The sequence below is a fragment of the Agrobacterium sp. 5Ca39 genome (assembly GCF_055382365.1).
The window spans coordinates 1,960,096-1,972,373 of the sequence record NZ_AP026436.1 but is presented as its reverse complement, the minus strand read 5'-3'; the positions used below and the strand labels follow the sequence as shown (position 1 = coordinate 1,972,373).

13 protein-coding genes are annotated in these 12,278 nt (G+C 59.7%); 5 read left to right on the top strand and 8 right to left on the bottom strand.

The window, feature by feature from the left end; genetic code table 11:
* Positions 1–61: 61 nt before the first annotated feature.
* A complete protein-coding gene (gene araD1 / locus ACZ47E_RS09835) occupies positions 62–1,057 on the top strand; it encodes a 2-keto-3-deoxy-L-arabinonate dehydratase AraD1 (RefSeq protein WP_112556929.1) in 996 nt (331 codons plus the stop codon).
* 152 nt (positions 1,058–1,209) lie between these two features.
* Here the strand turns inward: araD1 and ACZ47E_RS09830 are convergent, their stop codons facing one another.
* From ACZ47E_RS09830 to ACZ47E_RS09800, 7 genes are all read right to left on the bottom strand, one after another.
* Positions 1,210–1,842 (bottom strand): histidine phosphatase family protein, encoded by a 633-nt coding sequence (locus ACZ47E_RS09830; protein WP_278066957.1) that lies wholly within the window; start codon positions 1,840–1,842, stop codon positions 1,210–1,212.
* Between the two features lie 33 nt (positions 1,843–1,875).
* Positions 1,876–2,283 carry a VOC family protein gene (locus ACZ47E_RS09825; protein WP_278066956.1) on the bottom strand — a complete coding sequence of 136 codons (408 nt, stop codon included), beginning with the start codon at positions 2,281–2,283 and terminating at the stop codon, positions 1,876–1,878.
* 55 nt (positions 2,284–2,338) lie between these two features.
* Positions 2,339–2,797: a GNAT family N-acetyltransferase gene (locus ACZ47E_RS09820; protein ID WP_107341328.1), complete on the bottom strand. Its 459-nt coding sequence runs from the start codon at positions 2,795–2,797 to the stop codon at positions 2,339–2,341.
* Positions 2,798–2,913: 116 nt separating this feature from the next.
* Entirely contained in the window at positions 2,914–3,510 is a 597-nt protein-coding gene (locus tag ACZ47E_RS09815) for a class I SAM-dependent methyltransferase (protein ID WP_035210646.1), read from the bottom strand.
* 4 nt (positions 3,511–3,514) lie between these two features.
* Positions 3,515–4,336, bottom strand: coding sequence for a transglutaminase family protein (locus ACZ47E_RS09810; RefSeq protein WP_004443136.1), 822 nt, complete (start codon positions 4,334–4,336; stop codon positions 3,515–3,517).
* 21 nt (positions 4,337–4,357) lie between these two features.
* Positions 4,358–5,299 carry an alpha-E domain-containing protein gene (locus ACZ47E_RS09805; protein WP_004443135.1) on the bottom strand — a complete coding sequence of 314 codons (942 nt, stop codon included), beginning with the start codon at positions 5,297–5,299 and terminating at the stop codon, positions 4,358–4,360.
* 3 nt (positions 5,300–5,302) lie between these two features.
* Complete coding sequence (locus ACZ47E_RS09800) at positions 5,303–6,712, bottom strand: circularly permuted type 2 ATP-grasp protein (RefSeq protein ID WP_022556767.1); 1,410 nt, start codon at positions 6,710–6,712, stop codon at positions 5,303–5,305.
* Between the two features lie 437 nt (positions 6,713–7,149).
* Here ACZ47E_RS09800 and ACZ47E_RS09795 point away from each other — a divergent pair, with 437 nt between their 5' ends.
* The 4 genes from ACZ47E_RS09795 to ACZ47E_RS09780 all read left to right on the top strand — a co-directional run bounded on the left by ACZ47E_RS09795 (position 7,150) and on the right by ACZ47E_RS09780 (position 10,443).
* Complete coding sequence (locus ACZ47E_RS09795; RefSeq protein ID WP_278066954.1) at positions 7,150–8,046, top strand: DMT family transporter; 897 nt, start codon at positions 7,150–7,152, stop codon at positions 8,044–8,046.
* A gap of 78 nt (positions 8,047–8,124) precedes the next feature.
* Entirely contained in the window at positions 8,125–8,742 is a 618-nt protein-coding gene (locus ACZ47E_RS09790) for a L,D-transpeptidase (RefSeq protein WP_004443131.1), read from the top strand.
* Between the two features lie 239 nt (positions 8,743–8,981).
* Positions 8,982–9,371 carry a DoxX family protein gene (locus ACZ47E_RS09785; RefSeq protein ID WP_004443130.1) on the top strand — a complete coding sequence of 130 codons (390 nt, stop codon included), beginning with the start codon at positions 8,982–8,984 and terminating at the stop codon, positions 9,369–9,371.
* A 163-nt stretch (positions 9,372–9,534) separates the two neighbouring features.
* Positions 9,535–10,443 carry a DMT family transporter gene (locus ACZ47E_RS09780; protein ID WP_278066953.1) on the top strand — a complete coding sequence of 303 codons (909 nt, stop codon included), beginning with the start codon at positions 9,535–9,537 and terminating at the stop codon, positions 10,441–10,443.
* A 234-nt stretch (positions 10,444–10,677) separates the two neighbouring features.
* Here ACZ47E_RS09780 and ACZ47E_RS09775 read toward each other — a convergent pair whose 3' ends face one another.
* Positions 10,678–12,150, bottom strand: a complete 1,473-nt coding sequence (locus tag ACZ47E_RS09775) for a DEAD/DEAH box helicase (RefSeq protein ID WP_004443127.1) — start codon at positions 12,148–12,150, stop codon at positions 10,678–10,680.
* Positions 12,151–12,278: the final 128 nt, after the last annotated feature.

Genomic DNA, 12,278 nt, shown 5'->3' with positions numbered 1-12,278 from the left:
GCAGGCGCAAGGCGCCGCGTAGAAGAGATAAAGGCGCACTGCGCCGGAGGAAGGAAATCCCGTGCTCATTTCACAGATTAAAGATGCCAGCGGCAACATCACCGTAGCGGTTCGCGAAGAAGGCGGAGAGGCACGCGCAGTCAAGGGCGCAGAGTCCGTTTATGCGCTTGCCATGGAAGCCGCCAATGGCGGCAAGAACCTTGCAGATGTCATTTCCGCGCATGGTCTGGGCGATGCCGTCGATCTTGAAAAGGCTTATGCCGAAGGTCGCTTCCTGCCGCCGATCACCCATCCCGATCCGGCTCATCTGCATCTGACCGGCACCGGCCTTACCCATCTCGGTTCGGCCGCGACCCGCGACAGCATGCACAAGAAAACCACGGAAGCCGCCGAGGAAAGCCTGACGGACTCCATGAAGATGTTCCGCATGGGTCTGGAAAACGGCAAGCCGAAGGCCGGTGAAAAGGGCGTTCAGCCCGAGTGGTTCTACAAGGGCAACGGCCATGTGGCGGCAGCGCCCGGTGCGGCGCTCACCTCGCCTTCGTTTGCGCTGGATGGCGGCGAAGAGCCTGAGATGGCCGGCATCTACGTGATTTCCGACAAGGGCGAAGCCGTGCGTATTGGCTTCGCCGTCTCGAACGAGTTTTCCGATCACGTTACCGAGCGGATCAACTATCTGTACCTCGCCCATTCCAAGCTCCGTCCAGCAAGCTTCGGCCCGGAAATCCGCGTCGGCGCGCCGCCGTCCGATATTCGCGGCACCTCGCGCATCCGCCGCGGCGATAAGGTCATTTTCGAAAAGCCGTTCGTATCGGGTGAAGACAACATGTCCCATACCTTCGCGAACCTCGAATATCACCACTTCAAATACGGCCTGTTCCGTGCGCCTGGCGATGTGCATGTGCACATGTTCGGCACGGCAACGCTTTCCTTCGCCGAAGGTATCAAGCCGGAAGCGGGCGACGTCTTCGAAATCGAAGCCGCCGGTTTCGGCCTGCCGCTGAAGAACCCGCTGGCGGTCGATGCGGAAGAAGAGATCGTGGTTCGGCAGATTTGATCTGCGAAAGTAGCACGTAAAGGGTTGAGGTGTGGTCTCGGAGTATTCCCACCTCTCTACGTCATCCTCGGGTCAAGCCCGAGGATGACGCTAGAGTTTAGGTTTTGTGTCCAATCGTCCCTTTGCGAGGACGATTTTCAAGCGGGCTCTTGTCAGCCATCACCGTTAGTCAGATGCGAAACATCCGCCAGTGAAACGACGGCGCGGTTCTGCCAGTAATCGTCTTCCTTCAAATGCGTTATGCTGCCGGAGCGCGCCGGAAAGCTGACATAACCGGCGCTGTCGATCGGCATCTTGATCCATGCCGCGATGACGAAGGTCAGGGCGAAGCCATGGGTCACGATTATCTGCGTGGCGCAGTGCCGCGCGATGATCATGTTTACGGCTCGATACACCCTTTCAGCAAATTCGCGTCTCGTCTCGCCATCGGCAATACCGCCACGATGGTCAAGGCGATTATGGTGCGGTGCCGGGATTTGACGCTCATCAAGCCATTGCTGCGACATGCCTTCGGCCTCACCGTAGCTCATTTCTCTGAGGTCACTCATGATCTCCATTGGCTGCCCGAAGCGTTCCGCGATGATTTCTGCGGTCTGCGAGGCGCGAAGCAGGTCGGAGCTGAAGATTTCCACAGGCTCACCACCGACCAGCGTCGCCAGTCTGGCAGCCGCCGCCCTGGCATCGGTCCTGCCGTGCGGCGTCAGTCCGGTATCATACCAGCCGCCGACCCGGTTCTCGATATGGTGGACCGACTGAGGATGAGTTACGACATAGATGTTCTTCACGGTGGCGTCCTGTTTCTTTGCGGTCAGCCCTGTTCAAATACCCCAGAGCTTGCCTTCTCCCACTTCCACCGAGTTCCCGGAGGGGTCGCGGATATAGACGGAATAGCTATCATTCGGCCAGCGGTGATAGTGCTCGATAGGAATCCCGAGCGTTTCGAAGTGCGCTTTCCAGCCGTCTACCTCCGATTTGTCCCTTGCGAAAAAGCAGAAGTGGCCTTCACCTGCCGTGCCATGGCGAGGGATGGGATTATCGGGATCGGCCTTGCGCGACTTCTCGGGGTCGAAAACCAGCAGTACCTGCTGCCCGCATCTGAAAAAGACGAAGCTTCCGGGCACCTTGCGGATGATCTCCAGCCCGAACACATCGCGGTAAAAAGCCTCGGCGGCTTCGAGACCATTCACATAGATCGCGGTTTCCATGATGGCTGTTGGCGGTTGCATGGTGCCTCCTATGGTCGAGATGTGGTCAGGAATGATGGGTAGGCGGCGGGCGGCGTCATGTCTTGTAGGTCAGCACCGTAAGATCGTGCTTGCCGACGCCCCGTTCGAGGATGGTCCAGCCGCAGTTGAGGTAATAGTCCTCAAGACTTGCCTCGCAGCAGAGGTAGCACGTCTCGTGACCGAGTTCGGCGGCCTTTTTTGTTGCGGCCTGCATCAACGCGCGCGCCACGCCAGAGCGTCGGCGGTCTTCTTCCACCCACAGGGCCGCGACCCAGGGAAGATAGTGCGGGCGCTCCTCGAGATCGCAATGAATGAGAAAAGCGGAGCCGACATAGGCGTCGCCATCATGGGCGACGAAACCGGTGGGGAGGGCGTGAGGATTTGTCATCTCTTTCAGGTGCTCGAGGACATCGCCCACCTTGAGGCCGCTATCTTGCCACCACGCCGTCCAGACCCTTTCTGCTATGATGGGTCCATGCGACTGGCAGTCGCGATAGTCGGAAATGCTGTACAATGCCGTCTCCCGGCCGGTTTTGTCCCAAAAGGATAAACCGGATCATGCTTTCAATTGAGAACGGCGATTAAAACGGGTGCTGCGCCTTTTTGCAACCGTCAACCTGTCGCGGTTGGTCAGTGCTTTTTGGCCATGACATGCAGCCAGTCTGTCGGCAGCTTGTCGTAACCGCTTCCCTGCCGGGCTTCGATCTCTACGCCCGTCCAGTCATATTGCCCGTAAAGCTCCTCCAGCCATGACCTGGACGGATAATTGTAATAGCGGCCGAACGTATCGCGTCCTTCAGCCTCTCCGGCCTTGAAGCTCGCATAAAAGACGCCGCCCTGTTTCAGCGCGGTGTGGATGCGGCCGATGATGCCCGGCAGGGCAGGGCGGGGCACGTGCAGCAGGCAGGCATTGGCCCAGATGCCGTGATAGCGTCCGACCTCATCGATATCTTCGAACAGCAATGTCCTGACAGGAATGCCGAGTCGGGCTTCCGCAGCCTTCGCTATATCGGGCGTTCCATCGGTGGGATGCACGTCGAAACCGGCTGCCAGCATATATTCGCTGTCCTGCCCGCCGCCGCATCCAAGTTCGAGGATGGTCGCGCCTTTTTCCAACTGCGACAGAAATGTCTTGAGATGCGGGCGGTCTGCTGCCTGCCCGCGGGTGGTATAGGCGGTTGCGTTGTCAGTATAGAAACCGATCGTATCGTCGTCTCTGGCGGCCATGATCTCAGCTCTGGGACTGGCTCTGGCTCTGCGATTGCTGCACGGTAACTGAAACGCTCAGCGTCTCACCGGCCGGGCCGATGCGCATGCCAGATATAGGCGCGCAATCGCGATAGCAGAGACCGGATGCGATGCGGACATAACGGTCATCGGGGCAGATATTGTTGGCGGCGTCGAAGCCGACCCATCCAAGGCCCTGCAGATGCACCTCGGCCCAGGCGTGGGTAGCGGTTTGTTCCTCCACCGCCTCCATCATCAGATAACCGGATACATAACGGGCAGGCAGGCCCATCTGCCGGGCAGCGGAAATGAGAATATGGGCGTGGTCCTGACAGACGCCCCTGCCAGCCTCCAGTGCCGCTTCGGCCGTGGTTTCGATGTCGGTGGAGCCGGGCACATACTCCACCTTGCCGTGAATGTTTTCCATGAGATTGTGGAGGCGGGCAAGCTCGCTCTCGCCGACGCTCACCTTCACCAGTTCGCGTACCAGCTTTCCGGGTTTGGTGCGTGGCGTTTCGCGCAGGAAGAGCCAGAGCGGTGCGTTGCCGATGTGGTGACCGAACACGCCGGCCTTGTCCTGCGTGTTCACCGTGCCGCTCGCCACCACTTTGACCCGCTGCTGTGGGCCTTCCGTTTCCACCAGCGCGACGCGATTGCCGAAATGGTCGTCATAGGTCACTTCGACGGTGGCGCCATCGACCGAGACATCCCAGTCCTCCACCGTCTGGCTCGGGCCGGTCTGCGGTGTCAGGCGCAACCGCTGCAAGGCATAGGGCATCGGCTCGTCATAGACATATTCCGTCGTATGGGTGATTTTCAGACGCATAAGCTGTCCCCGTCTACGCGCTCATTGATAGAAGCGGTAGCCTTCCGTTATTTCCTGTCCCAGTTGCCCGTTGCGATGGACGAATCTTTCCAGAAACTCGTGCAGGCCCTCGTCCATGACCCGGGCGATGGTGGTCGCGCGCAGGCTGTCGCGGATGCTTTCCGCCGTATCGTGTGCCTTGTGCCGCTCGCTGTAGTCCTCGGCGATGTAATTGAGGTTGCTGGCGATCTTCTCGTAACAATAGGCAAGCGAACGCGGCATGCGTCCATTGAGAATAAGGAAGTCGGCGATGTTGGCCGGTTTGTATTCCGCATCATAGACCCAGCCATAGGAACGGTGGGCCGAAACCGAGCGCAGAATGGATTCCCATTGCGCATTGTCGAGCGATGAGCCGACATGCGCCACAGCTGGCAGCAGCACGTAATATTTGACGTCGAGAATGCGCGCCGTATTGTCGGCGCGTTCGATGAAGGTGCCGATACGGGAGAAATTGTAGAGATCGTTGCGCAGCATTGAACCGTGGAAGGCGCCGCGCACCAGACCGGCACGGTGTTTGATCACGTCGATGGTCTGCGGCAGTTCCGCATGGTTGAGCTTGCGGCCGAGGATGTTCTTCAGTTCGATCCAGAATTCGTTGGTGGCTTCCCATGTCTCGCGCGTCAACGCCGTGCGCACCATGCGGGCATTGTTGCGCCCCGCTTCGATGCAGGACATGACGCTGGATGGGTTCGATTTCTCGCGAAGAAGATAATCGATAGCATTTGCCGCCGTCACCTTTTCGCGTGTTTCGAGGAATTCCTCATGCACGCCCGCGCTTTGCAGCACGCCGTCCCAATCCTCGTCGCCGCTGCCTGAGCGCGTCAGTGAAACGCGCAGGCCCGCATCGATGAGCCGGGCGATGTTTTCAGCGCGCTCGATATACCGGAACATCCAGTAGAGCCCGTTTGCCGTTCTGCCCAGCATGGCTTAATCCTCCAGTACCCACGTATCCTTGGTGCCGCCGCCCTGGCTGGAATTGACCACCAGCGAGCCCTGCTTGAGCGCAACGCGGGTCAGGCCGCCGGGAATGATCTGCACCTTGTCCGAAACAAGGACATAAGGACGCAGATCGACATGGCGCGGCGCGATGCCGTTCTTGACCATGATCGGCACGGTGGAGAGCGACAGCGTCGGCTGTGCAATATAGTTGGAGGGGCGTGCTCTCAGCTTTTCGGCAAACAGCGCCCGTTCCTTTTTCGATGCGGTGGGGCCGACCAGCATGCCGTAACCGCCTGAACCGTGGACCTCCTTGACGACGAGATCGGCAAGGTTGTCGAGAACGTATTTCAGGCTGTCCGGCTCGGAACAGCGCCAGGTCGGCACGTTTTCCAGGAGCGGCTTGCGGCCGGTATAAAATTCGACGATCTCGGGCATGTAGGAATAGATCGCCTTGTCGTCGGAAATGCCGGTGCCGGGGGCGTTGGCGATGGTGATGTTGCCGGCGCGATAGACATCCATGATGCCGGGAACGCCAAGCGCCGAATCCGGCCGAAAAGTCAGCGGGTCGAGGAAGTCGTCGTCGACGCGGCGGTAGAGAACGTCGATGGCCTCATAACCGCGCGTCGTGCGCATCTTCACCTTGCCGTCCATGACGCGAAGGTCGGAACCTTCCACCAGTTCCACACCCATCATGTCGGCGAGGAACGAGTGCTCGTAATAGGCGGAATTATAGATGCCGGGGGTCAGCACCGCGACGCGCGGCTTGCCGGTGCAGCCCGGAGGGGCGAGCGAGGCAAGCGACTGGCGCAGCAGATAGGGGTAATCCTCCACCCGTCGCACGCGGTTTTCATGGAAAAGTTCCGGGAACATCTGCATCATCGTTTCGCGGTTTTCCAGCATGTAGCTGACACCGGAAGGCGTGCGGGCATTGTCTTCCAGAACATAGAACTGGTCTTCGCCGGTGCGGACGATATCCGTGCCGACGATATGGGTGTAGACCCCGCCAGGCGGCGTGAAGCCGATCATTTCCGGCAGGAAGGCTTCGTTCTTTTCGATGATCTCACGGGGGATGCGCCCGGCGCGGATGATTTCCTGTTTGTGGTAGATATCGTCGAGGAAAGCATTGAGGGCGAGAACACGCTGTTCGATGCCCTGGGCCAGTTTGCGCCACTCACGGCCGGAGATGATGCGCGGGATAATATCGAAGGGTATCAGTTTTTCTGAACTATCGGCGTGGCCATAGACTGCGAAAGTAATGCCGGTTTTTCTGAAGATGTTTTCCGCGTCTTTTGATTTCTGGATCAGGTGTGCCCTGTCCTGCCGGCTGTACCATTCGTTATAGTTTTCATATGGGCTTCGCGGCGTGTTGTCCGCATTTATCATTTCGTCAAATGCCAACTTCGATGTCCCCTTTTTTGCCATATGAATACAACGACAAATGCAATGCAAGAACTATGCAGGCCTCCCCGAGAAGATTTTTTGTCGCCCTAGAGTTTTAAAAAAGAAGCGTTTTTTCGGCTTCCGCCTATAAATGCGGCATCGGCAAATTGGTTGCGGGGCGACGAGCGGTGTAAGCGGGCGGTGGCGCTGTTTGCGCCGTGGGCGAATGCATAAATTTTGTTCGCTCGCTTTCGGTTGATGAATGTCCGGCGTCGCATCAGAAAATCTGAAAGATGTGATCACCAAAACGCCTTTGACCTTTTGCCGGGATGCGGATACCGCCATGCTGGACACCCGGCTCGACTATTCGCCGGTTTGCGTGAAGCCGCAGAAACATCAATTCGCCGTCTGTTCCGCACCGGTAGCGGACATCATGCTACACAGAGGATGCGCCCATGTCGCTCGACCGTTTGGCTCCGGCCATCTTCGTCTTTCTCTGGTCGACGGGCTGGGTCACCGCCAAATATGCGGTCTATTATACCGGGCCGCTGACCTTCCTCTGTCTGCGCTATCTTCTGGCGGGCGTTTTGCTGTGGGCGATCTGCCGCTTTTCGTCCATCCAGTGGCCCGAAAGTCGTGTCGATATCTTCCGGGCGATCCTGTCAGGCGTCTTCCTGCACGGTCTTTATCTCGGCATGATCTGGTGGGCGATAGGGCAGGGCGTGCCGGCGGCGATCGGCGGCATTATCGCCGGCCTGCAGCCGCTGATGACGGCGGTGGCCGCCCGTTTCATGATCGGCGAAAGGATTTCGCCGCTGCAGCGCGCCGGCCTGCTCATCGGCTTTGCCGGCATCGCCATCGCGGTGCTGCCGAAGGTCATGGCCGCGGGTGCTGGCGGGCTGTCGGTGCCGCTTTACGCCGTGGCGGTGAATGTGCTGGGCATGACCTCGGTCACCTATGGCACGCTCTACCAGAAGAAGTACGTGCATGGCGGCAACATCATGGCGGTGGCAACGCTGCAATATGTCGGCGCGCTGCTGGTAACGGTTCCCTTCGCGTTTCTGCTGGAAGATGGGCATGTGGACTGGAGCCTCGGCCTTGCCGCCACGCTCGCCTGGTCTGTCGGCGCGATTTCCATCGGGGCCGTGGCGCTGCTTCTTTATCTGATCCGGCGCGGCCAGGTTTCGCGCGCCGCTTCGCTGATCTATCTCGTGCCGCCGCTTGCCGCGGTGGAAGCCGCCCTGCTTTTCGGCGAGACGCTGACGCCTGCAATGATTGCAGGCACGGTTCTGGCGGTGACAGGCGTTTATCTCGCCAATCGCAAACCTGCCGCATCGGTTGCGGCGGGTTAATTACTGCAACCTCATATTAGGGGTTTGTTAACCATAAAATTATACCTCTCGTTAATCACATGATTTGGCGGGGGTTACATGTCTATTTCACGTCGTGGTGTTCTGTTTGGATTGCCGCTGTTTCTGGCTGGCTGCGCAAACACCGGCATCGGCCAGCACAGGCTGGATTACGCGGCGAAGCCGGAGGAAAAATTCCCGCTTCCCGCCATGCATCTCGATAAGGTGAAGCCCGAACTGCGCCGGCAGGAGGTGGCCTATGATACGCGCCATCCGGCTGGAACGGTGGTTGTGGATACGCCGGCGCGGCGGCTTTATTATGTTCTCGGCGACGGTCGCGCAATGCGCTACGGCGTCGGTGTAGGCCGCCAGGGTCTTGCCCTGAAGGGTGACGCCTATATCGGTCGCAAGGCGGAATGGCCATCCTGGACACCAACCGCGAACATGATGCGCCGCGATCCGCGCAATCTGAAATTCGCAGCCGGCATGCCCGGCGGCCCGAACAATCCGCTTGGCGCCCGCGCGCTCTATCTTTATCGCGGCGGCAACGACACCATGTTCCGCCTGCATGGCACCAACCAGCCGCAGTCCATCGGCCACGCCATGTCGAGCGGCTGCATCCGCATGCTGAACCACGACATCATCGACCTCTATAGCCGCGTGCCTGTCGGTTCGAAGGTGGTGGTGCTGCAGGCGTGAGGCGGGACGGTTTTTCCGCCTGTTGCGATCGAAAAAATGTCTGAAGCCCTGAGTTGATTCTTCTGTAAGAAAGTCAATTTTCTATGGTGAAATCAACTATTTGTAGAAAATGGCGTTTTGAGTATTTTAGGTAGTTCTGCAATATCGGAAACGTGATTTCCGCTATTTCGGAGGTGTATCCATAAACGTGTCATCGCGCTCTTATCGGCGCTTCACCACTTCAACGGGGACACATCAACATGGCAATTTTCGATTCTCTCTCCCGCTATCGCCCACAGGCACTCGGGGCGTTGCGCATCATGACGGCGCTGCTTTTCATTTCGCATGGAACGCAGAAACTGTTCGGTTTTCCGGCATCGCAGATGGAAGGCTCCCTGCCGACGATGCTGCTGGTGGCGGCGATTCTGGAATTCGTCGGCGGCATTCTCGTGCTGATCGGTCTTTTCACGCGTCCGGTCGCATTCATCCTGTCCGGCCAGATGGCGGTTGCCTATTTCATCGCGCATGGGCCGAAGAGCTTCTTCCCGGCACTCAACGGGGGTGATGCCGCCATCCTGTTCTGCTTCATCTTCCTCTATCTGTTCGTGGCCGGTCCGGGCGCTTTCTCAGTGGATGAGCGCCGGGCCTGATCTGCCTGACCGGACATCGATTTGTTTTGCCGAAGCCCCGCGTGGCCAACGCCGCGCGGGGCTTCTTTTTAGAGCAGGATTGATACTTCGGCCGCGGCCGAAGCATAGGCGCCTGTTTTCCGGTTAAGAACGGGTCACCCTCAATCTAGTTGGAAATCGATCCGTGTCCTCTGAGAACCCCATCGCCCGCGAATTGCTGCTTCTGGCCCTGTTGTCCACGCTGTGGGCCGCATCCTACACTTTCATCAAGATCGGGGTGGAGACCATTCCGCCCCTTACCTTCATCGCATCGCGCACAATGATCGCCGGTCTGCTGCTCTTCGCGGTGATCCGGCTGCGCGGGTTGCGTTTGCCCACGGATTTAGCGACGTGGCGGCTGTTCTTCATTCAGGCCTGTATCAACAGCGTTCTCCCCTTCACGCTGATCGCCTGGGCTGAACAGAGCATCGATGCCGGCCTCGCCGTCATTCTCAATGCCACGACGCCGATCTTTACCTTTCTTCTCACGGCGCTCGTGATCCGGCATGAGGCAGTCAGCGGGCGCAAGCTGTTCGGCACGATTGCCGGCATGACGGGCGTTTGCCTCATTATCGGCATGGAGGCACTTGATGGGGCAGGCGAGGCGATATGGAGCCAGCTCGCCGTGCTGACAGCGGCATTTTCTTATGCCTGCGCGGCCATTTTCAGTAAAAATTTCAGAGGGCTCGATCCGATCATGCCGGCCGCTGGCTCGCTTATCTGCGGTGCTGTCCTGCTGCTGCCCGTGAGCCTGATTGTCGACCGACCCTGGACCTTGTCGCCTTCGGCGGCATCACTGGCGGCGCTGTTGTGCCTCAGTGTGTTTTCGACCGCGCTCGCCTTCATGATCTATTTCCGGCTGATGCAGACGCTCGGTTCGGTCGGTACCACCTCGCAGGCCTATCTCAGGGTGCCGGTCGGGGTCGCCATCGGCATGGCGTTTCTGGGGGAAATGCCGACGCCTGCCATGTGGGGTGGGCTCGTCTGCGTGATTGCGGGCGTGCTGGCGATGACCCTGCCGTCACGGCGTCGTCCGGTCGCGCAGGGGAACTGAAGGCGAAGAAAAGCCCCGCTACCGGGTGTGGCTGCGGGGCTTGATTATTGGCGAGCGCGTGCCGCTTGTTTCTTCTCCCCGCCGGGGAGAAGGTCGCGGCAGCGGGATAAGGGGGCAAGGGTGATGAGATACGGCAACTTTACCCCCTCATCCGACCCTTCGGGCCATCTTCTCCCCGGCGGGGAGAAGAAACGCCCGGCAATGCCGCGGCGTCCTCAATCCATTCAGAACGACTTAACGGTTGCGGCCGCGATGGCCGTTGCCGGAAGCGCGTTTTTCCTGGCCGTTGCCGCCGGCAGGGGCGTGGCGGTTGGCGCCGCTGCCGCCGGGCTTGCGGGCCGGACGACGATGCTTGCGCGGGCCAGCCGGGCGGCCTGCGTCGCCTTCGGCCTGCTTCACGCGCTTGAAGTCTGAGGTGACTTCAAGATCATTGTCCGCATCGCGCGGCGCGTGGTGGCGAGACGGGCGGGATTCGCCGTTGTGGCGTCCGCCTTCGCGCGGGCCGCGCTGCTGGCCGCCATTGTTATTGCGTCCGCCGCGGTTGTTGTTGGGGCGCGTCGGGCTGGCAAGACCGGCCGGGCGTTCACCAGAAGCAACCGGAATATCGATCTTCATCAGCTTTTCGATGTCGTGCAACAGGCGGGTCTCGTCGGGTGCGCAGAAAGCAATGGCGATGCCGTCGCGGCCGGCACGGGCGGTACGGCCGATGCGGTGGACATAAGCGTCAGGTACTTCCGGCAGGTCATAGTTGAAGACGTGGGTCACGGCCGGGATATCGATGCCGCGTGCCGCGACGTCGGTTGCGACCAGAACCTTGATCTCGCCGTCCTTGAAGCCCTTCAGGGCGCGCTCGCGCTGGCCCTGGCTCTTGTTGCCGTGGATGGAGGCGACCTTGAAGCCGATATGTTCGAGATGCTTGTAGAGCTTCTCCGCACCGTGCTTTGTGCGCAGGAACACGATGGCGCGGCCATCCGGGTTCTCGTTGAGCGACTTCTTCAGAAGCTCGGTCTTGTCGTTCTTGCCGGCGACGAAGTGGACATATTGCTCCACCTTGTCGGCTGCCTTGCCGGGCGGGGTCACTTCGACCTTCAGCGGATCGGTCAGGTAGCTGTGGGCCAGATCGGCGATCGCCTTCGGCATGGTGGCGGAGAAGAGCAGCGTCTGGCGCTTGGCGGGCACCATCTTCGAGATCTTGCGCAGATCGTGGATGAAGCCGAGGTCGAGCATCTGGTCCGCTTCGTCCAGCACCAGATAGGTGACCTTGGAGAGCGAGATGGCGTTGCGGGCGATGAGGTCAAGCAGGCGGCCGGGGGTTGCCACCAGAATGTCCGTGCCCTTTTCGAGCTGGAGCTGCTGCTTGTTGATCGATGCGCCGCCAACCACCTGGTTGATGCGCAGCGGCGTCTTCTTCACGAAAGCGCGCAGGTTTTCGCCGATCTGGTTCACCAGCTCGCGGGTCGGGGCAAGGATGAGCGTGCGGCAGGTGCGGTTTGCCGGGCGGTCCGCCTGCTTCATCAGCATTTCGATGATCGGCAGGCCGAAAGCGGCGGTCTTGCCGGTTCCGGTCTGTGCGAGGCCGATGAGGTCGCGGCCTTCGAGCAGCAGCGGAATGGCTTTTGCCTGAATGGGGGTCGGGGTTGTGTAGCCAAGCTGGGTAACGCTGGCAACAATCTTTTCGGAGAGGCCGAGTTCGCTAAAACTGGTCAATATAATGCCTTTCGGGGCGCCAAAAACCAATCGTCCGGAACAGGGCTGCTGTCCGGCGGTTTCGGCGTCAAGAACCCCGCGTGAATTGGGAACTTGTGGGTTGGAATAACTTTCTGCGCATCAGTGCG